This window comes from Actinomadura oligospora ATCC 43269 (genome assembly GCF_000518265.1).
Classification (GTDB): domain Bacteria; phylum Actinomycetota; class Actinomycetes; order Streptosporangiales; family Streptosporangiaceae; genus Spirillospora; species Spirillospora oligospora.
Window position 1 is genome coordinate 389,604 of record NZ_JADG01000010.1, and the last position, 19,161, is coordinate 408,764.

Annotated in this window: 17 protein-coding genes and 2 pseudogenes; 6 read left to right on the forward strand and 13 right to left on the reverse strand. The window is 69.0% G+C overall.

Features of this window, described 5'->3' with window-relative positions; translation table 11 throughout:
* Positions 1-14 precede the first annotated feature (14 nt).
* Positions 15-1,223 (forward strand): ROK family transcriptional regulator, encoded by a 1,209-nt coding sequence (locus tag P696_RS0117925; RefSeq protein ID WP_026413404.1) that lies wholly within the window; start codon positions 15-17, stop codon positions 1,221-1,223.
* Positions 1,224-1,231: 8 nt separating this feature from the next.
* Here P696_RS0117925 and P696_RS59325 read toward each other — a convergent pair whose 3' ends face one another.
* Positions 1,232-1,387: a beta-xylosidase family glycoside hydrolase gene (locus P696_RS59325; RefSeq protein WP_425394155.1), complete on the reverse strand. Its 156-nt coding sequence runs from the start codon at positions 1,385-1,387 to the stop codon at positions 1,232-1,234.
* Positions 1,342-2,874, reverse strand: a pseudogene (locus P696_RS46360) (glycoside hydrolase family 43 protein); the annotation flags it as partial. The gene P696_RS59325 and the pseudogene P696_RS46360, both read right to left, overlap by 46 nt.
* 270 nt (positions 2,875-3,144) lie before the next feature.
* On the opposite strand from P696_RS46360, the pseudogene P696_RS59330 reads away from it, so the two are divergent.
* Together P696_RS59330 and P696_RS46365 are read left to right on the forward strand one after the other, a co-directional pair.
* Positions 3,145-3,315: pseudogene (locus P696_RS59330) on the forward strand (MerR family transcriptional regulator); the annotation flags it as partial.
* Positions 3,316-3,344: 29 nt separating this feature from the next.
* Complete coding sequence (locus tag P696_RS46365) at positions 3,345-4,100, forward strand: peroxiredoxin (RefSeq protein ID WP_211245788.1); 756 nt, start codon at positions 3,345-3,347, stop codon at positions 4,098-4,100.
* A 178-nt stretch (positions 4,101-4,278) separates the two neighbouring features.
* Here the strand turns inward: P696_RS46365 and P696_RS0117945 are convergent, their stop codons facing one another.
* The gene (locus P696_RS0117945) at positions 4,279-5,118 is read right to left on the reverse strand and encodes an SDR family oxidoreductase (protein ID WP_026413405.1); all 840 of its coding nucleotides are present in this window, start codon (positions 5,116-5,118) and stop codon (positions 4,279-4,281) included.
* A 93-nt stretch (positions 5,119-5,211) separates the two neighbouring features.
* On the opposite strand from P696_RS0117945, the gene P696_RS0117950 reads away from it, so the two are divergent.
* Both P696_RS0117950 and P696_RS0117955 read left to right on the forward strand, forming a co-directional pair.
* A complete protein-coding gene (locus P696_RS0117950) occupies positions 5,212-5,583 on the forward strand; it encodes a winged helix-turn-helix transcriptional regulator (RefSeq protein ID WP_026413406.1) in 372 nt (123 codons plus the stop codon).
* 108 nt (positions 5,584-5,691) lie between these two features.
* Positions 5,692-6,264 (forward strand): MBL fold metallo-hydrolase, encoded by a 573-nt coding sequence (locus tag P696_RS0117955; protein ID WP_026413407.1) that lies wholly within the window; start codon positions 5,692-5,694, stop codon positions 6,262-6,264.
* A 34-nt stretch (positions 6,265-6,298) separates the two neighbouring features.
* Here P696_RS0117955 and P696_RS0117960 read toward each other — a convergent pair whose 3' ends face one another.
* The 5 genes from P696_RS0117960 to P696_RS46375 form a co-directional block, all read right to left on the reverse strand.
* The gene (locus tag P696_RS0117960) at positions 6,299-6,745 is read right to left on the reverse strand and encodes a lasso peptide biosynthesis B2 protein (RefSeq protein WP_245627707.1); all 447 of its coding nucleotides are present in this window, start codon (positions 6,743-6,745) and stop codon (positions 6,299-6,301) included.
* 19 nt (positions 6,746-6,764) lie between these two features.
* A complete protein-coding gene (locus P696_RS46370) occupies positions 6,765-7,043 on the reverse strand; it encodes a lasso peptide biosynthesis PqqD family chaperone (protein WP_211245778.1) in 279 nt (92 codons plus the stop codon).
* Entirely contained in the window at positions 7,033-8,475 is a 1,443-nt protein-coding gene (locus P696_RS0117970) for an asparagine synthase-related protein (RefSeq protein ID WP_157429763.1), read from the reverse strand. The genes P696_RS46370 and P696_RS0117970 overlap by 11 nt, the downstream gene beginning before the upstream one ends.
* Positions 8,476-9,015: 540 nt before the next feature.
* Positions 9,016-9,123: a keywimysin-related RiPP gene (locus P696_RS55990; RefSeq protein WP_157429764.1), complete on the reverse strand. Its 108-nt coding sequence runs from the start codon at positions 9,121-9,123 to the stop codon at positions 9,016-9,018.
* Between the two features lie 1,349 nt (positions 9,124-10,472).
* Positions 10,473-10,748: a hypothetical protein gene (locus tag P696_RS46375; RefSeq protein ID WP_051467815.1), complete on the reverse strand. Its 276-nt coding sequence runs from the start codon at positions 10,746-10,748 to the stop codon at positions 10,473-10,475.
* A 341-nt stretch (positions 10,749-11,089) separates the two neighbouring features.
* On the opposite strand from P696_RS46375, the gene P696_RS0117990 reads away from it, so the two are divergent.
* Positions 11,090-11,827, forward strand: coding sequence for a hypothetical protein (locus P696_RS0117990; RefSeq protein ID WP_157429765.1), 738 nt, complete (start codon positions 11,090-11,092; stop codon positions 11,825-11,827).
* Positions 11,828-12,364: 537 nt separating this feature from the next.
* On the opposite strand, the gene P696_RS0117995 is transcribed toward P696_RS0117990, so the two are convergent.
* The 5 genes from P696_RS0117995 to P696_RS46385 form a co-directional block, all read right to left on the reverse strand.
* A complete protein-coding gene (locus tag P696_RS0117995; RefSeq protein WP_026413412.1) occupies positions 12,365-15,178 on the reverse strand; it encodes a glycosyl hydrolase family 95 catalytic domain-containing protein in 2,814 nt (937 codons plus the stop codon).
* A gap of 329 nt (positions 15,179-15,507) precedes the next feature.
* A complete protein-coding gene (locus P696_RS0118000; protein ID WP_026413413.1) occupies positions 15,508-15,969 on the reverse strand; it encodes a cytochrome P450 in 462 nt (153 codons plus the stop codon).
* Positions 15,970-16,378: 409 nt separating this feature from the next.
* Entirely contained in the window at positions 16,379-17,965 is a 1,587-nt protein-coding gene (locus P696_RS46380) for an ABC1 kinase family protein (protein WP_051467816.1), read from the reverse strand.
* 72 nt (positions 17,966-18,037) lie between these two features.
* The gene (locus P696_RS0118010; RefSeq protein ID WP_026413414.1) at positions 18,038-18,391 is read right to left on the reverse strand and encodes a polyhydroxyalkanoate synthesis regulator DNA-binding domain-containing protein; all 354 of its coding nucleotides are present in this window, start codon (positions 18,389-18,391) and stop codon (positions 18,038-18,040) included.
* Between the two features lie 77 nt (positions 18,392-18,468).
* Complete coding sequence (locus P696_RS46385) at positions 18,469-18,918, reverse strand: hypothetical protein (protein ID WP_157429768.1); 450 nt, start codon at positions 18,916-18,918, stop codon at positions 18,469-18,471.
* Positions 18,919-19,161: the final 243 nt, after the last annotated feature.

Genomic DNA, 19,161 nt, shown 5'->3' on the forward strand with positions numbered 1-19,161 from the left:
ATTAGGGTGGGATCATGACGAAGTCCGGGAACGCCCCCGTCCGGCACGCGACGATGCGCGGCCGCAACCTCGCGGTCGTGCTGGAGCACATCGCCCGGCACCAGCCCGTCACCCGGGCCCGGCTCGCCGAGCTGACCGGCTTCACCAAGACCACCGTCTCCAACCTGGTCGGCCTGCTGGAGGGGGCGGGCCTCGTCCGCGACGGCGCGCTCGTGCACGAGGGGGAGCGCGGCCGTCCGGGCGTCGGCGTGTCGATCGCCGGGGACGGCGCCGCCGGGCTCGGGCTCGAGGTGAACGTCGACTACCTCGCCGCCTGCGTGCTCGACCTCGGCAAGCAGGTCCGGTACCGGCACGTGGTCAGCGCCGACAACCGCGGCCGTCCGCCCGCCGACGTCCTCGCCGCGCTGTCGGCGCTCGCCGCCGAGGCCGTCGCGGCGGTCGCCGGTCAGGGACTCGCTGTCGCCGGAGCCGCCGTCGCGCTGCCCGGCCTGCTCGACCGCGAGCACGGCGTCGTCCGGCACGCCCCGAACCTCGGCTGGACCGACGTCCCCGTCCCCGTCGCCGTGCCGGCCGCCCCCGCGCCGCTGCCCACCGAGTACGACAACGAGGCGAACCTCGCCGCGCTGGGCGAGCTGTGGTTCGGGGGCGGCGCTCGGCTCGGCGACTTCGTGCACGTCTCCGGCGAGATCGGGATCGGCGCCGGGATCGTCGTCGACGGCCGGGTCTTCCGCGGCGCGCACGGCTTCGCGGGCGAGCTCGGCCACCTGGTCGCCGACCCGTCCGGCCCGCCCTGCTCGTGCGGCGGGCGCGGCTGCCTGGAGCAGATCGCCGGTCAGGAGGCGATGCTGCGCGCCGCCGGCATCCCGCAGGCGAGGACGGTCACCGGCCCGGACGGCTCGGTGAACGCGCTCCTCGACCGGCTGACCGGCGGCGACCCCGTCGCGCTGGCCGCCGTGGACCGCGCGGGCCGCGCGCTCGGCGGGGCGCTCGCCTCCGTCGTCAACCTCATCGACCCGGACACGATCGTCCTCGGCGGGGTCTTCTCGCCGCTGGCCGCGTGGATCCGGCCGCCGCTCGAAGGAGCCCTCACCGCCGGGACGGGGTCGCTGCGCCGCGGCGTCCCGCCGGTGGAGGTGTCCGGCCTGGCCGAGGGCGCGGCCGTCCTCGGCGCCGCCGGCCTCGTCATCGAGCGCGTCATCGCCGACCCCGCCCGCCTCCTCTAGAGGCGCGACTAGAGCGGGACGTACTCGAACCAGTCGAAGTCGGCGTGGTTCGTGCTGGGGCGGCCGTTGGAGGTGGCGTAGAGGCCGACGAGGACGCCGGTGAACCGCCCGCGACCTGGCTGGTCAGGAAGTCGCCGTCGATCGGATCGCCCAGCGGTTCCCATCGTCCCGGACACGGGCCGAAGGACGCCCGGTACCAGCGGCCGTGGGCCTCGAAACCGAGCCCGACGACCTCCGACCCGCCCGGCGCCTCGGCAAGGACGGTCGTGACGCCCCGCTCCCGCTTGACCAGCCGCAGCCCCCGGCCGGTAGCGGCCAGCACGACATGGAAGTCGCCGTTCTGCACGAGCGCGAGCCCGGCCTCCTCCTCCTGGCCGCCTGTGAAGTCGAGCGCGGTGAAGGCGGCGAAGTCCTGATGCTGCTGCCGCCGTCCTACGAAGGACGGGTTCGCGGCGTCGGCGAGGCCCTCCGGACGCAGCCGCAGCCGCAACCGGCCGGGACGGTCGGTCAGGCTCCACCACCGCTCGCGCGGTGTCCGCAGCATGACCCAGGACGGGGCGAGCTCCTGCCCGTCGCACTGGTCGCACGCCGGGACGGCCGGCCACGGATGCTCCGGCAGCGACGGCGCGCGGCACTCCGCCTCGACCAGGCCGCCCGCGACCGTTCGACCGCCTGCGACCGTTCGACCGCCTGCGACGGGCCGACTGTCGGCGACGGGCTGGCCGTCCGCGACCGTTCGGCCGTCGGCGGGGAACTCCGCCTCGGCGCCGCCGCCGGCGACCGGCCAGCCGTCCTCCCAGGTGACCGGGGCGAGGAACGTCTCGCGGCCGAGGGCGCACCGGTCGCCGTGGTGCGGGCGCATGGCGAGTAGGACCATCCACCACTCGCCGTCCGGCGTCTCCACCAGGTCGGCGTGGCCCGTCCCGACGATCGGGTGGCCGGCGCCGAGGTGGCGGTGGGTCAGCACCGGGTTGCGGGGACTCCCCTCGTAGGGGCCGGTGACGCGGTCGGCCCGCGCGACCATCACCGCGTGGTCCATCGCGGTGCCGCCCTCGGCCGTCAGCAGGTGGTACCGCCCGCCGATGCGGTAGAGGTGCGAGCCCTCCGACCAGATCGCGCCCTTCAGCACTCCGTCCCAGATCACGTGCTCCTCGCCGACGAGGGACAGCGACCGCGGGTCGAACTCGCGCAGCCAGATCTCGGTGTGCCCCTCGTACCGCCCGGTCGGCCGGGTCGCGGTGCACCAGGCGCGGCCGTCGTCGTCGAAGAACAGGGACGGGTCGATGCCGTCCCCCTCCAGCCGCACCGGGGCCGACCACGGCCCGGACGGATCGCGGGCCGCCATCACGAAGTGGCCCGACCACTCCGGGCCGTCCACGAGGGTGCAGACCAGGTAGAAGGTGCCGTCGTGGTGGCGGAGCGTGGGCGCGTACAGTCCGCCGGACGCGGGGACGCCGTCCAGCGGGAGCCGCTCCGGCCGGTCGAGGGCGTGCCCGACCGGCCGCCAGTGCACCAGATCGCGGCTGTGGTGCACCGGCAGGCCGGGGAACCACTCGAACGTCGACGTCACGAGGTAGAAGTCGTCGCCCACGCGGCAGATCGACGGGTCCGGACGGCAGCCCGGCAGCACGGGGTTGCGGAACCGTCTCACAGCCGCATCACCCGCACCGGGACGGTCATGACGCGGTCCCGCTTTTCCAGGGCCTGGCCGGAGTAGGACTCGCACTGCTGGAGGCCGCCGACGCGACAGCGGTCGTTCTCCGGCATGTGCTTTCGGCCGGACTACTCCCGTCCGACTGACATGGGCGAGGTCGGCGCCCGATGCAGTAGTGGCGTCCGATTCGGAGGCTGAGCGTCCGCCCTCAGGCTCGCCTTGACCTTGCCCTCGTGGGCAACGTTTACGTTCTTCAACGTGAGCGGCATGCAGATCAGTGAGCTTGCCCGCCGGGCGGGTGTGACGACCAAAGCGGTGCGGTACTACGAATCGCTGGGCTTGCTCGTGCCCGGGCGGCTGGCCAACGGTTACCGGTACTACAACGAGCACGACGTGCGCCTCACACGGGAGATCCGAGCGCTCGCCGATCTCGGAATCCCGGTCGAGCGGACCCGCCCGTTCCTGGAGTGCCTCACGGCGGGCCACCGGCACGCCGACGACTGTCCGGCTTCGCTGGCCGGATACCGGGACGCGATCGACGAGCTCACGCAGCGGATCGATGGCCTCACCGCCCGCCGGGCGGTACTGGTCGCGCACCTGCACCGGGCCGCCAACCGTGGCAGCCGTCTCCCACCGGCCGACGAAGGAGAGGACCTGGTGACCGACTACATGAACCTGCCCGCCGACCTGCCCGTCCCCGAGGACGACGGTGCGGCCGCCCATCTGCCCGGCGCGAAGGTGCCGCCCCTGGAACTCCAGGGCACCGGCGGTGGCTCCGTCCGCCTCGATGCGCTCGGCGCAGGCCGCACGGTGATCTACATCTACCCACTCACCGGACGTCCCGGCGTCGACGTGCCCGACGGCTGGGACTCGATCCCGGGGCACGCGGCTGCACCCCCGAGGCCTGCGGCTTCCGCGATCACCACCAGGATCTTCTCGCTGCCGGCGCGGACGACGTGTACGGCCTGTCGAGCCAGGAGACCGACTATCAGCGTGAGGTCGTCGAGCGGCTTCACCTGCCCTTCCAGATGCTCTCCGACCCTGGACGCAGCCTCGCCCGGCAACTCGCCCTTCCCGCGTTCGAGGCCGGTGGGCAGACGCTCTACACACGGCTCACCCTGATCATCCGTGGGGGCGTCATCGAGCACGCCTTCTACCCGATCTTCCCCCCGAACGAGCACGCCGGGCAGGTCCTCGCCTGGCTGAGGAACAACCCCCTGTAAGAACTCAAGATGTGGACTTGTTCGTCCTTCATACGGCGGCCACAACCGGTGAACAAGCACGGCCCGTTCCGGACGTACTCGTGGCGCTCGGTCACGCGACTTCACCGGCTACGGAGGCGGGGACCTCGTGCGGCTGCGGCCGCACGAGGGTGCCAGGGCGGTTGAGGTGAGTCGTGCCTCAGCGGAAGGCGGCGATATTGCGGGCGACCCAGTCGTCGAAGGGGCGCGGGGCGCGGCCGAGGACGTGTTCCACGTCCGGGCTGATCCGCAGTTCGGCCGGGTTCGGGGCGGAGATGATGTCCAGGGTGTCGTCGGCGAGCTCCGCCGGCACGAATCGGGTCATCATGGCCTTGGCCTCGTCGCGGGTGAGTTCGTGGAACCGTACAGGCGAGCCGAGCGCCGAGGCAAGCGCCTCCGCCTGCCGACGCGGCGTGATCACCTCCGGCCCGGTCAGCTCGTAGACCCCGCCGGTGTGCCGGTCGTCCAGCAGGCAGGCGGCCGCGACCTCGGCGATGTCCGCAGGGTCGATGACCGGCACCCCCACGTCGCCGAAGGGCGCGGCGACCGTCCCCCGGGTGCGGACGGACTCCGCCCAGGCCAAGGCGTTGGAGGCGAAGCCGCCCGGCCGCAGGACGGCCCAGTCCAGCCCGAACTCCCGCAACGCGTCCTCCAGCGCGCGCATCGCGACCCGCGACGGGCCGAGCGGCCTGGTCGCCACGCCCTGCGAGGACAGCAGGACCACCCGGCGGACCCCACTGGCCGCGGCCAAGCCGATGATGTCGGCCGGCCTGGCCTCGGGGGCGTGCAGGTCGCCGGACAGCAGGAGGAACAGCGCCTTCGCCCCGTCCAATGCGGGTGTGAGGCTTGTCGGCTCGGCCAGGTCGGCCGCCACATGCCGGACTCCGTCCGGTGTCGCCACCGCGCGCCGCGACACCGCCGTCACCTGCTCGCCCGCCTCGGCCAGGGCCTGCGTCAAGGGTCGGCCCACATTCCCGGTAGCCCCGGTCACCACGATCATGTTCAGCTCCTCGTCAGTTGTGCGCTGCGGTGACCGACGCTAGGAGGGTGGGCTTACTTTTCGTAAGAACATACCCAGAGGTAAGCTCGGGATATGAGGGAAGGTGCGCAGCTGACCCAGGCCGAGGTGGGCGACCGGTATGAGGTGTTTCACGCCGACTGCCCCGCGCGTGAGGTGGTCGACCACGTGACGAGCAGGTGGGGTGTCTGGGTGCTGATCTCGTTGCGGAGCAACGACCTTCGGTTCTACGAACTGCGCAACAGCATCCAGGGCATCAGCGAGAAGATGCTCGCCCAGACCCTGCGCGCGCTGGTCCAGGACGGCCTGATCTGGCGGAAGGTGGAGCCGACGATGCCGCCCCAGGTCACCTACGGGCTGTCTGAGTTCGGGCAGGACGTCAGCGAGCCGTTGACGGACCTGTTCGACCGGATCACACGGCGGCTACCGCCGAGCAGCCCGGAATAGCGCGGTGGGTGACCCTCCGATGCTCACCCACACCATCAACCACTCAGAGTGGCAGCGTCAACACGTCAGGCGGGGCAGGACAGTCCGACGAAGGTGCCCACGTTTCGCGTGAACACCGACCTCATCCCCTGCACCGAAGCGATGGCCAGCCACACCGCCCGCCGCCCCTTGCTGGTGGTCAACCCCACCACGGCCCAACGGTTCACTGCGTTCTCGCCCTATCACGCAGGCGGCATGGCCGAGGAAGTCACGCTCGCTCATCCCGACACCGAAGGCGACGGCGAACCGTCCATCAAGGTCGGCGACCTGACCATCCACGCCACCCCCGCCCTGCACACCGAAGAGACCGGCCGCACCCGCTCCGCGATCGGCCTGGCCTACCAGACTCTGGCCAGCGGCATTTGGTACACCTCTGACACCAACCTGGCTGCCGGGCTGCTGGACCGCGTCGCCGAGATCCTCCCCGAGATCACCCTGGTGATCGCACATGCCAACGCGTCCAACATCGACCGGCCCCCAGGTCGCGCCCAAGCCTGCCACCTGGAAACCCGCGACATCCCCACCATCGCGGCAGCACTCAAACCCGCACACGTCCTCATCCAGCACTACGACGCGGCCTATGCCACCCCTGAATACCGCATCGCCCAAGCCGTATGGCTGCAGCGACTCCTCGGTGCGTGACCAGCAAGGGGTTCCCGCCTCGGCTTCGGCCGGACTAGGTTCGCCTCTGGTCGACGGCGACGGGCCGAGCCTGCGAAACCGGCGGCGTGACGGTGATGAGCGCTCGGTGATAGCCGACGGGGTAGGGCTCGTCGACATCACGATCCTCGGCGACCACCCACGCGTGTGCGCCGAACGGCGGTCCGACTCGTACGCCGACGCACCAGGTCGGAATGGTGCCGCGCATTCGGCACAGCACCACCGTGGCGATCGACCGAGACAGGCAGCTCCTTGGTCCGGCGCACAGCATGCTGACATTGGTGACCGCGGCGCGGGCTCGGCTGGCTTCCTCGTATGTCGAGGGGCGCGCGCCCTTGCCGAGCATTCCGATGAGGTGGCGCAGTCTCTGCGGCGGGCATCGTTTCAGTGCCCGCGCGGCGAGCACGGCCGTGTGGGCGGCCAGCCGCTCCCGGCGGTTTAGCCCGCCGGGGTCGAGTGCCACGATCTCTGATGGGGACATCTCACCCTCCGGTTCGCGTGCCGCCGTCAGTCATCGCCTGGACGAGGATCCCGGCTGAGACGAGGTCGTCGATGACGCTGTGAACGTCGGCGGCCATGACGTTCTCCTCGGCGTTGAACTCCTGCATAAGGGCCGCGACGGCGTCCGCCGGCCTGCCTTCTCCCAAGAGGGAGTCCAGAACGAGCGTGCCGGTGGGGTTGAGGGTCCAGTACCGGCCCTTGACCTCGTCCAGCAGGACCATGCCGTAGTCGGTCCGGGCGCACGAGATCTCAGACGCCAAGGTGTACACCGTCGTTCTCACTTTCGTTTCGCAGCCACATCTCACAGCTGATCGTCCGCTCGATGCGCTGGTTCGGGGTTCTCACGTCAATGGGGCGATGGCATGCCTCACGCAGGCGCGTCGGGTCCACGAGGCCGGCGCGGGCGAGGTGGGAGTCCTCGGCCAGGCCCAGGATCTGATCGCGGTGCGCCCGGCTGCCGAGGACGAAGGTCATCGTGGTGCTGGATTTGCTGACACGGGTCAGCGTGGTGTCGGGCACGATGCCCCGCATCGCCTCCACGAGGAGGGGCTTGTAACGGCCTGACTCGTTCCGCTCGATCGGCCGTACCGACAGCGCGGCATGCATCACGGTGTCGTCGAGGAACGGTGCTGAGACGCCGACTCTCTCCAGCTCGCCAATCTGCCGGAAGCAGAGCATCTCGCGGGCCCCGGCGTGGACGGTGGCGAGCAGCACGTGCATGCCCTGGTCCTCAGCCAATGGCCGATAGGTGTCCGCGGCTGAGTGCAGGGCTTCGCGGACGAGGTCGAGGGCTTCGGCGCTGGCCCATGCCGGCAGCACCGGCGCGGTACCCCATCGGGAGCGAGGTGCCCTGGGGTCCGCAGCCGGACCGCCCAAGGCGTCCGCCATTGCGCGTAGCCACGTCGGATGGGTTCGATGGCGCAGCAATGCCCGGCCGAACGCGCCCAGGGGCCATTTCTTGTGGCCTGCGATCGCACGTGCCTGCCCGAACCCGGACAGGGGACTCCGCCGGGTGAGGCTGAGCAGCCACGGGTAGGACTTCACGAACAGTTCGTCGCCGCCGATCCCGGTCAGGTGCATCCTTGACCGATGTCCGGCACCGCGCTGCAGCATGAACCGGAACCGCGCCTGATTGTGCAGGTTGCCGAACGGCTCGTCGAAGTCGCCGCACGAATCCAGGACACCCTCGAAGACAAGGGGTGTCTCCATCGCCGGAATGACGTCGTGCCGCAGGTCGTAGCCGCGTTCGCGGAGCCCCGCGACGGTGCGCCGCGCCCAGGCGACGTCCTCGTCAAGCGCGTCGGGCTGTGCGCCGGTGAGCGCGACCACCTCGGCTCCGGCACGTACGGCCAGCGAACAAACGGTGCTGGAATCCAGCCCGCTCAGGTCCGTGACGACCCGCTCCCCGGGCCGCACCCGAGCCGCGACGGCGTCTGTGAGGGCGGTGCACAACAGCTCGGCACTTTGCTTCCCGTCCAGTTCCGGCTCTGGCGGCGACCACCAGCGGACCTCTCTCGCCGGTGCGTCGCCGGGCAACAGGACGTAGTGGCCGGGAAGGACGGCCTCGACACCAGACCAAACCGACTCCCACGCCAACGGCCATGGCGCATTGGACAGCAGCCGCACAGCGAGCCGGGCCCGGTCGGGCGCCGCCTGGATCAGCCGCGCCAGCATGCCCGCTCGGTCGCTCACGACGGGGACACCATCCGCGACGCACCGGTAGATCCGGCGGGACCCCGACGCGGTGCCCTGCACTCTGACCCGCCCCCCGATCGAGGCGACCAGGTGGGCACTGCCTCTGATTCCGGACGTCACGGCGTCCAGGTCGGCGACGCTGGACGCGGCCGCGGTTCGGGTGGTCAACCAATCGTCGCTGACCGAGTGCTCACCGAGGACCGCGATCACCCCATCCCGAGACCGGCCAAGCGCCAGCCGCCTGGGATCCCAGCAGCCGATCAACCACGGACGTCCAGACGGATGCCTCACCTCCGACAGCCGCCCCCGGCCCACGCACAGTTCATGTAACGCCTGCGAAATCCCGACGCTGCCTTCAGTGTCGGGCAGAGCAACAAACCAACGCGATGGAAACACCGATGACACTCCGGAATCGCGACGATCAAAAAATTCTGGGGAACCCGAAAGGCGCTCGCCCGGCCTCCCCCGAGGAAACACGGGAACGGACACTGACTGAAGCCCAGCCAAGTGCCCGCCCCTAACTCATACCTTGAGTGCTCAGGAGTCTCGTTCCAGGATGAACTCGAGGAGTGTTCCCATTTCTCCGTCGGTCTCTTCTTCGAAACCGCCGAGCTCTGTCAACGTAGGACGCTCGTAGGTGTCCATGACATTCACCTCCTTGTATCTTGCCCATGTGTTAATGTCCGACGCGACCGTTCCGTACTCATGCCAGATTATGAAGCTTTCGCCAAGAAGGCATGTCAAGGCGAACCGCGATCGGTATGGCATCGGTAGATCGCCAACAGGGGGCCCGGTCAAGTAAGGCGATCCTGAGCGGACTGCGGGAGGCCGCAGACCGCGACACCTTCCTTGAACGCCCAGAAGGCCCGCCCCCCCCCACGCCCAGGTCATCCTGGCCCTGCGACCGATCGGCGAATTCCTGCCGCCCGTCGCGCAGATCAAACAGGGCCATGGACGTGAGGTTTTGGCGTTTGCGACGCCGCTAAACCTGCGAGCCTCCGTCATGAGTCATGACCGTGGACCGCACCGACGTGCGGGACTGGACGAACGCCCAGCATTTCCCGGACCAAGAAGAAAGGCCGACGCCTCCCACCTGTGCATGCCCGCGAGCACGACTAAAGCAACGACCGCATGACTGGCTTCCGAGCTCAAGCTTCTGGCAGGTGAGTTCCGCAGTGCGACGAGTTGACCAACAAGCCGAGCGCTGTCAAATGACCCTACTGGACATCACAGGAAGCCCTGCGGATAAGTCCCCTGTCGCCGTGGCAGATTCTGTGCGCAAGCTGAAACCGCATTCCCGGGCGAAGAGTTGTTCAGTCTGAGGGGGTGAAGGTGTAGTGGCCCAGACGCCCCTGGATCGGCGTCACCTCCTCTCTCCGTTCCCACCCTCGGTCGCACCGTTCGTTCCTGATCCTGCCCGCCTATCGGCACCGGACCCTTTCGCCGACGTCCTGCTCACCGCCTACGTCACCAGCGCCGTCCTGGACTCCTGAATGGCCGTCAGCTCGGACGAGATCGCCCGCCTGCTCACCGACGAACCCGTCCGACAGGTCATGCGCCTCCACGTCCGCGCCGGGGCCTTCGTCCAGGAGTACCTCAGCGGACGCCGCCATCCCCGCGCTCGGACTCAACGGGGTCATCGCCGCCGCGCACGCCACCGCCCGCAGCCTCGACATCAACCTCCAGGCCGCCGTCGACGCCAAGAGAGCCAGATCGTGTTCACCCGCGGCTGGCGCGACTCCCGCTGGGCCAGCTCACTCCCACGTCCGGACGGTCCCGCGCCGTCTGGGCTCTTCTTCGCCCCACCACGTCACACCCACCCCACCAACCGCGCCTCACCCCCAGTGGGCGCCCCCCTGACCTGTGAACTCGCTGCTCTGTGACTAGTCACAGCACCAAAACGCGCGCGGAGGATGACGGCCAAGGCACGTCCAGCCTTCTGCGCTCCGAGGGTGCTTTGAGCTGGGGACGAACGCACCGCCCCGAGATCAGAATCACTGGTCCGTCGCGTAGCCCTCGATGAAGTAGTCGTACTGCGGCTCGGGTTCTGGGCACGACAACACGCGGAGCAGTGTGGGCCAGTGGCGGGGCTCGATGCGATAGCTGAAGGCGAACCACTCGTCGTCGCCGTGGTCGAAGAGGTGGCGGATCTGGAGTAGCTGGTCACGTGTCACCGGGAAGGTCCCGGCCACCCACTCGTCTGGACCAAACCAGATCAGGTGCCAGCCCGTGTTCCGGCCCTCGGCGTACCGGGACGCATCGCTGCCCATGAGGCGATCGTGCCACCGAACGATGTATCTCTCGACAGCTTTAACGCGCCGTCCCCAACGCTCGACGTCTACCCGCCCGTGGCAATGCGGATCCTGCGTCACAGCAAGATCGCTGTGACGATGGAGGGTCTACACCGACGCGGCCGACGAGGCCGCCGCCGAGGCGTTGCGCAAGCTCGGCAGCGCCCTTGGCACGACTGCGGCCCCGCCGCCGACCGAGTGATCACCACCATGCGAAAGGCATGCCTTTCGTCTTTCTTGCCTTGGACTCCCATGGTGTCGTGCGAGCCGGGCATCGTGGTGACCATCTGGCCGAAACTGATGGAGACCAGTTCTGATAGTTGCCCGCTGCGGTTCGTCTGTCTCGGCATGCTTTGTTCATAGAGACGACGCCGCCCGCCCACAGCAAGGGCCGTGAACTTACCAACGCCGCCATTGAGATGGCCGTCAACCTCGTGCCAGCCGTTGGTGGTGCGCTGGCCGTGGCGCTAACGGCGGGCCTGAGTCGCAACCTCAACCAGCGACGCCAGGAGTGGCTGACCGAGCTCGCGGAAGCGGTCGAGGATCTGCAGCAGCAAGTCGAGGGCTTCGACCTGGAAGCGCTCGCACAGAGCGATGTCTTCGTCGACGCTGTGGTGACGGCGACGCAGGCTCGGCTCCGCACTTCGCAGCGGGGAAAGATCGAAGCCTTGCGGAACGCGGTGCTCAACGCAGCCCTGCCGGGCGCCCCCGAGCCGGACATCCAGCAGCTGTACCTGGAGCTCATTGACCGGCTGACCCAAACCCACCTGTGGTTACTGACGCTGCTGAACGACCCGTCGGGATGGTTTGACCAGCGTCCCGAGTCGAAGCGTCCGGAGTTCCAAATGACGGCCAGTCGAATCCAGCTGCTCGAGGCGGCGCTGCCAGACCTGGGGGCTAAAGGCCAGGAGATGATCGAACGGTTCTATGCGGCGCTGACCGACGGCGGCCTGGTCAACGGCGCGCTGAAAGGGATGATGACCGCAGAGGGAGTATGGGAGCCGGTGACCACCGGGCATGGCAGGGCGTTTCTGATGTTCGTCCGTGATCCCCGCTGAGGTCATGGACGACGCCAGTTGCCTACCTTACGTGGGCGCGGAGAACAGCGACGGACGCATGCTGGCTCGCGCCCAGCCTACGCCTTCTGTACCCAACCTAATGATCGAAGTCCGGGCCTGGTGAATTATCCGTCCTCGACGGCGGACGTTCCGGCCCTGGCCGCTCCGGACGCTGGTTGAGACGGATTCATGTTGCTACTGCTGTACTTCGTAGCTGTACGGAGAGCAGAAAGGCCGGTTCCTTGATCGGAACCGGCCTCTGAGCTGGGTGGGCGATACTGGGTTCGAACCAGTGACCTCTTCGGTGTGAACCCTGTAACGGTCACCTACCGATTGGGGCCGCCCTGAGGAAGTGCAGGTCAGCTGGGTGGTTCGAAGACGTTCAGCGTCGTTCAGAGTGCTTGACGCTCGAGATCGTCTCCCACGGCGTGGGGCCCGTTCTGTGGCGACCCCACTGGGAATACGAAGGTGCCTTTCGGACTCCCGAAGGAGATTCGTTCCAGGCGGAGCCGAGCGAGGTGACGGGTTGGCGGATCGTCAGGTCTGCAGGAGCCAGTGTTGGCTGGTGGAGCCGTTGTCGGCCTGCTGGACGATGTTCGAGTCGGCGTCGATGGCCAGGACCTTGCCGCTTCGCTGGCTGACGATCTTGACGTACCCGCCGCCCGCGTCATCGAGGCGCCAGTGCTGGTTGGAGCCGGAGGTGGCGGTCCACTGGATGATCGGGGCGCCGTCGGCCGTGGAGCCGCCCTGGACATCGACCAGCATGCCGCTGCTCACGTTCGTGATGGTGAAGTAGACGTTGTCGACGCGGGAGAGCAGCCACTTCTCGTTGTCCGAACCCTGCCGCGGGTACTGGATCAAGCTCTGGCCCGCCGTCTTCGAGGACCCGGGCACATCGATCACCTTGCCGCTCTGCCGGTTCGTCAGGAAGCAGACCGTGGAGGTTCCGGAAGGCGTGACGGTGACGGAGCCCCCGGCCGGTACGACGACGACCTGGCTCCATGACCCGGACCTCACGACGGTCGCGGTGCCGTTGACGCTGTGAAGCGTTGCCGAGGTGACCGCTCCGGCGCTCCAGGCGAGGTCCACCGTGAACCCGCCGCGGGCGCCGATGCCGGTGACCGACCCGGACGACCACGCGCTGGGCAGCGCGGGCAGGAGCTCGATGAGGCCGGGGCGGGAGTACAGGAGCATGTCGAGCATGGCACTGGGTGTGCCGTAGTTCGCGTCGATCTGGAAGGTCGTGCTGCTGTACATGTCGAAGAGGTTCGCCGCGGTGGAGGACGTTCCGATCACGTTGAGCACGGTCTGGTAGGCGCTGTCGGCGTTCTTCAGTCGGGACCAGCACAGGGACCGCCAGGCCGTCGCCCAGCCGAAGCTGCTGAGCCCCCGGGCGGTGAGCAGGGCCTGCGCCCCGTCGACCAGTGCGGTGGGGCTGGTGTCCTTGTTGATCCGGTCACCGGGGAACAGTCCGACGAGCGGCGACAGGTGACGGTGTGTCAGGTCGCCCCAGGTGTTGGGGTCCATCCACTCCTGAAGGCGGTTGGGAGTCACCGTTGTACTGACCTGCGGAAGGTAGAGGTTGTCCTGCAGTCCCTTGATCGTCGCCGCGTAGGTCGCGTCCCTGGTGAGGATGTTGCAGGCCTTGCGGTAGTTCTCGAAGAGTTGCCAGACCAGCTCCTGGGCGTAGGTGATGCCCTGCTGACCGTGGGCGCCCTGCTCGGGGGACCAGTCGGCATCATCGACGAGGACGGTGACCTGCCGGCCTGCCACGGTGATCGTCTTGCTGACCAGCCGGGTCTCCCAGAACCGGCAGGCGCCCTTCAGCATGTCGTAGATCTTCGCCAGGTACGCCGAGTCCTGGATGTACTCGTAGTGTTCGAACAGCGAGTTGCACAGCCAGGCGTTGCCGGCCGGGTGCCATTCCCAGCCCAGGCCGCCGAAGATGTTCGCCGAGATCGCGGTGGTCCAGCCCTGCGCGCTTTCCCCCGACGAGTTGCGGTACATCGTGTTTCTGGGGTCGTTGAACAGCTTCTGGGTCTGGGTCGTCCAGGACGGCAGCTGGCTCAGGCAGTAGTCGGTGAGAGTGTCGAAGCAGGGCGACAGGCTGGCCCGGTCGGGCAGCCAGTAGTTCATCTGCAGGTTGATGTCGGTGTGATAGTCGCCCATCCACTGGTCGGCGCCGTTGTGGTCCAGCCACAGCCCTTGCAGGTTCGTCGGCAGGCTCGACCGCGATCCGGTGATCGTGAGGTAGCGGCCGAACTGCAGGTACATGGCCTCCAGCTCCGGGTCCGCCGCGGCCGGGGCGGTGGACGTACCACGGCTCTGGAGGCGGCTCGCGGTGTCCTTCGCCTGTTGCGCGGGCGTCGAGGTTCCGAGGTTGACCGACATCGTGTTGTAGAGCGACTGATAGTCCGCCACATGGGTGGCGAACAGAGTGCCCCCGGCCACCGCCGCGGCGGCACTGGCCTTGGTGGTGGCGATGGCCCTCGGATCAACCGTCGCGTCCATGAACGACTTTGCGGCATCCGGGGTGTAGTTGGTACCGCCGGTGAGGACGATGACGACTTCGGTGCAGCCGGTGAACGTCACGGAGCTGCCCGAGATCCCGATCGACCCGCCAGTGTGTGCCACGTTCACGGCGGCCGCGTACTTCAGCCCGTTGGCGAGCGCCCCACTGAACGAGGCCGCCGCTGCGGAAGCGGTCGTCGTGTCGTTGGTGTGGGTGCCGTTGAGCGAGACCGTGCCGGTGTAGGAGCCGCCTCCACTCTGCGTCAGCCGGACGACGACCACGTCGTCGGGGTGGCTGGCGTACACGGCACGCGTGTACGTCACACCGTCCTTCTGGTAGGACGCGGACACGTAGCCGTTGCTCAGGTCGAGCCGGCGGGTGTAGTTCGTGATCGACGATGCCGTGTGCGCCGGGATGCCGAGGTAGAGCTTGGCCAGCAACTGGAAGCTGCCGAAGTTCGTGGAGTCGTACGGGAACTGGCCGTCGCTGCCCAGCGAGCCGTTGAGCGTGCCGGTCCACAGCGTCGCGTCGGAGAGGTACAGGACGTCGTTCGACGGGTCACCGGTGACCAGCGCGCCGATTCTCCCGTTTCCGATGGGCAGGCCCTGCGAGATGATGCTGCTCTCGACCGCGGGGGTCGTGTACCAGAGCTGGGTCGGGTTCGAGACGAACGACGCGTTCGACAGCCTCAGGCCCGTGGAGCCTGCGGCGAAGACCGGAAGGCTGCCGATCGCCAGCAGGGCACCGAACGATCCGCCGAGACCGAAGACGTCTCGCCGCGACCACGCGGGCTTCGGGGCATCGCCGTCCGAGGGGCGGGATTGGGGAAGACTGCTCATCGTTGAGCCTCCGAACTTGTGCAGGGGGTGGCCGGCGCGCGACAGGCCCGAGACGGTCGGATCCGGGTCAAGGGGGCCGGTACGCAAGAGGGTGTGACACCGTCGGATGGGCGAAAGGCCCTCGCCGTCCGGGCGCCGTCGATGACTTTGGTTCGGTGTCCGGGTCGGCATGCCCGTGTTGGACCTGCGCATGCTGGTGGTGAGAGGCGTGTCTTGGGCCGACTCCGTTCCGTGGAACGGGAGGCGGTGCATGTCGGCTGGGCTGCACGGGCGGCGCCGGCCTCACCCGGCAGGCGTGAGCCGACGCAGCACGGCGTCGGCGAAGACGTTCAGAGCCGTTCAGAGTGCATGACGCTCAAGATCGTCTCACACAGCGTAGGGTCCTTTCCATGCCGAAGTGCGCTTGATCGGTGGGAAATCGGCCGGGCGAGGTTGGCACCGATGCAGTAGTGGTGTCCGATTCCGAAGCTGATCTTGCTGCTGGTGTCGCGGCCGAGGTCGAAGCGGTCGGGCTCCTGGAAGACGTCGGGGTCGCGGTTGGCGGAGCCGATCAACAACAGCATGCGCGCCTGAGCCGGGATGGTGACGCCCAGGGCTGATGCCAGATCGTCCCGCCGCCGTTGCTGACGCTCGGCGACCAGGCCCCTGAAGTAACCGCTCAACGCGATGAGCGCTTCGACACCGGCGGGAGGAACATCGCTGACACCTTCCTCCCGATGGACGATGAGGTCGGCCAGCCGCCGCATCTCGGTACGGTCTGCGGTGGGCACACCAGCCAACTCACTGATCACATCCATCGGAACGCGAGCGGCGTAATCGGCGACGAGGTCGAACCGCCCACCGTCGGCCAGGGCATCGCTCAGGCGGCCTCTAGCTGTGGGACACCGGATCGTTGGTGACCAGGGTCGCCGGGACCCGCAGGCCGAGGCGGGCGGCCACGGCCAACTGCCGGACCTGGGTTCGGCACCGCGGTTGGCGCGAGGGTGGTTGACATGGAGGCAGTTCGCAACTGCGCCAGCACGCCGCCGAAACCGTCGCGCGCCTCCCGCACTGCGAACCGCCCTTCCCGCTCGTCCAGGCCCCGGGGCGGTGTGTGCTGAGTCGGACGGCGCCAATAGACAGCGCGAACCTCGGACAGGTCGAGGTGGCGTGTGGCCGTCTTCTGTGCCGGGACGAGCCGCCGTGGGCGTCCCGGGGACCTCATCGGCCCGCGCGCGCCTCGCTTCCCGGTTTGGTCGGCAGGACCGGGCACTGCTGCCTCGCCAGGCGCCAGAGGACGACCCCCGCCGCGACGGTGCCCGCCACACGGAGCTTCTTGCGGAGGTCGAGGGCCTCGCTGACGCCGGGCTCCCCCTTCTGCCGCAGGTACCCCATTCGGACGGTGAACTCGCGGTTGGTGACGTCCCGGAGGAACGCGCGCAGCTGCTCGGGCGCGACCGTCGTGCCCATGAGCAGGTCGAGCGTCGTGCGCGCCGCCGCGATCTCGGAGAGGGAGTCGCGGACCTGGTTGAACATGATGTTGCGGACCTCCTCCTCGAAGATCTCGGTGGCGCTGAGCTCGGGGGCCAGGTAGCGGACGGAGCCCTCCAGGTTGGCGAACGACTTGCCGAGCAGCGCGATGAGGGGACTGGTCTGGATGCCCCGCCGCGCCGCGTACCGGAGCATGTTCGTCAGGGCCACGCCGAAGTTGAGCTCCGCCAGGGACGCCGAGGCGATCTTGGGGATCAGCGTCGACGCGTCCCCGCAGAAGGCCGGGACGTCCGCCCAGGGGGTGGCCTTGCCGAGTTCGAGCCAGGCGCGGGCCACGCCGGCGCCGTCCTCGTGCGCCATGGCGAGCAGGATGGACATGAGGGTCATGCTCATCCGCCGGTCGATGCGGCCGACCATGCCCCAGTCGATCAGGGACGCCTTGTGCCCGGACGCCACGAAGATGTTCCCGGGGTGCGGGTCGGCGTGGAAGAACCGGTCGGTGAGGTAGCCGCGGTAGCCGAAGGTCAGCAGGTCGCGGCCGATCCCCAGGCGTTCCTCCTCGGTGAGGCCGGCCGGGTCCACCTCCCGGATGGAGCAGCCGGGCGCGAGGGTCTGCGCCATGACCCGGGGCGTCGCGAAGATCACCTCGGGGACCTCCAGGTACTCGAAACCGGAGACGAGCTCCTGGGCGCGCTCCATGTTGGCGGCCTCGACGGTGAAGTCCAGCTCCGACTCCATCGCGTCGAAGACGACGTTCAGGGTCGCCTCGAGGTCCATCACGGTGTTGAGGTCGCGGGCCGCGCGGGCCACCCAGCGGACGATCCTGCGGGCCATGGCCATGTCGTCGAGGACCAGGGCGCGGATGTCGGGCCGCTGGATCTTCAGCACGCCGTGGGTCCCGTCCTGGAGGATGACCTCGTAGACCTGGGCCAGCGAGGCGGATCCCAGCGGCTCGGCGTCGGCGACCTTGGCGAAGCGGCTGTTCCAGTCGGGGCCGAGCTCGTCCACCAGCACCGGCTCGAAGACCGAGAACGGCGCGGGGGACACCGTGTCCTGCAGGTGGGCGAACTCGGCCATCATCTCCGCGGAGACGATGTCGGGCCGCGTCGACAGCATCTGCCCCAGCTTGATGTAGAAGGGGCCCAGCCGCTCCAGGGCCAGGCGGACGGTCCTGGCGCGCTGCCGCTTGACCTCGCTGGGCGTCGCGCCGTGCTCGTCGCGTGTGCCGTGCCCGCGGCGCGCGGCGAACCGGGAGCCCTCCTCGGCGACGATCTGGAACAGAACCTTGCTGACGGCGCGCAGGCGTCGTGTGCTCAACGGCTCTCCATGGGATCTCCCTGGGCGGCCGGCCCAGGTCGCCCGTCCGGCCGGTTCGACATGGCGGCGCGATCACCGTTTCCGGCGGGTGCCCGCGCCTCCGAGGAAGTCGGTGGCCCCCGACAGGACCTGGCGGGCGGTGGCGAACAGGTCGCCGCCCGAGGCCGACAGGGTCTGCGGGGGCAGGGACGCGCGGAGCACCTCCAGCAGCACCTCGTGGGTGCAGTCGGTGTCGGTCTCGGCGTGCCGGACGCGGAACTGGCGTCCGACCTTCACCTCGTCGCCGAGCTCCTTCAGGGTGACCCGGCGCCGTTCCTCCAGGTCGTACAGGTCGCCGTCCGGCTCGAGACGCAGCCGCCGGACGGGCGGGCGTCTCCAGCCGGACGGCGCACCCCGCTCCCGGGGACGCTCCGTCTCTTCGGGCATCTCAAGCTCCCTCCCGTGCCGCCCCGTCCGGCTCCTCGGCACCCGCTCAGGGGCGCGGAGGAGCCGGACGGGTCTCGTCATCCCTCCGCCGAACGGGACGCGGTCTCCTTCTCCTTGCGATCGCCCCCGGTGTGGGCGGCGGCCACGGCGCCGGGGGAGGCGTGCTCGGCCAGGGCCCTGACCTGCCTCGCGAGGTCGAGAAGGTCCTCGTGCAGGTCGCTGACCATGTCCGCGAGGTCGTCCACGTCGTCGTCGCGGTAGTCCCGGTCGCGGTCCCGATCCCGGTCGTCCCAGTCCCGGTCGTCGCGGTGGCGGCGACGGCCGCGCGACGGGAGGTCGGAGCGGTCCTCCACGAGCCTGGTGAGCGCGTCGCGCGTGGAGGTCTCCACGTCCCGGGTCCGGTCGAGGTTGTCGTCCATGTAGTCCTTGACGTCGTCGAGCACGTCCTGGAAGAGGCGGGTCATTCCGGTGCGCCGCCGGGACCTGCGAGGACGGGGCCGTCGATAGTCGTCGCGATAGGTGGGCATTGCACTCTCCCTTGTGCGGCGGTGCCGCGGGTATCGCCTTTTCGGGCCGTCGCCTCCTGCGCTGGGGGAAGGAGCGTGGCCCTTCTTGTGAATCCGCTCGCCGGTGACGGTCGCCGACGATTTCCTCGTGGAGTGGACGGCCCGAGATTCATTGTCGCGAGGCCGGTTCGGCTGTTTCGTACCCGGCATCGGCACGGTCGACCATCCTGCCGCTTCCGAGGATAGGGGGGCCACGTGTCAGGG

Excerpts from the sequence above, each read along its gene's own strand:
- P696_RS0117995 (WP_026413412.1), bottom strand. The coding sequence starts at position 15,178 with ATGAGCAGTCTTCCCCAATCCCGCCCCTCGGACGGCGATGCCCCGAAG.
- P696_RS46375 (WP_051467815.1), bottom strand. The coding sequence starts at position 10,748 with ATGGGCAGCGATGCGTCCCGGTACGCCGAGGGCCGGAACACGGGCTGG.
- P696_RS0117945 (WP_026413405.1), bottom strand. The coding sequence starts at position 5,118 with ATGATCGTGGTGACCGGGGCTACCGGGAATGTGGGCCGACCCTTGACG.
- P696_RS0118010 (WP_026413414.1), bottom strand. The coding sequence starts at position 18,391 with ATGCCCGAAGAGACGGAGCGTCCCCGGGAGCGGGGTGCGCCGTCCGGC.
- P696_RS0117950 (WP_026413406.1), top strand. The coding sequence starts at position 5,212 with ATGAGGGAAGGTGCGCAGCTGACCCAGGCCGAGGTGGGCGACCGGTAT.
- P696_RS0117925 (WP_026413404.1), top strand. The coding sequence starts at position 15 with ATGACGAAGTCCGGGAACGCCCCCGTCCGGCACGCGACGATGCGCGGC.
- P696_RS46385 (WP_157429768.1), bottom strand. The coding sequence starts at position 18,918 with ATGCCCACCTATCGCGACGACTATCGACGGCCCCGTCCTCGCAGGTCC.
- P696_RS59325 (WP_425394155.1), bottom strand. The coding sequence starts at position 1,387 with ATGGGAACCGCTGGGCGATCCGATCGACGGCGACTTCCTGACCAGCCA.
- P696_RS55990 (WP_157429764.1), bottom strand. The coding sequence starts at position 9,123 with ATGGACACCTACGAGCGTCCTACGTTGACAGAGCTCGGCGGTTTCGAA.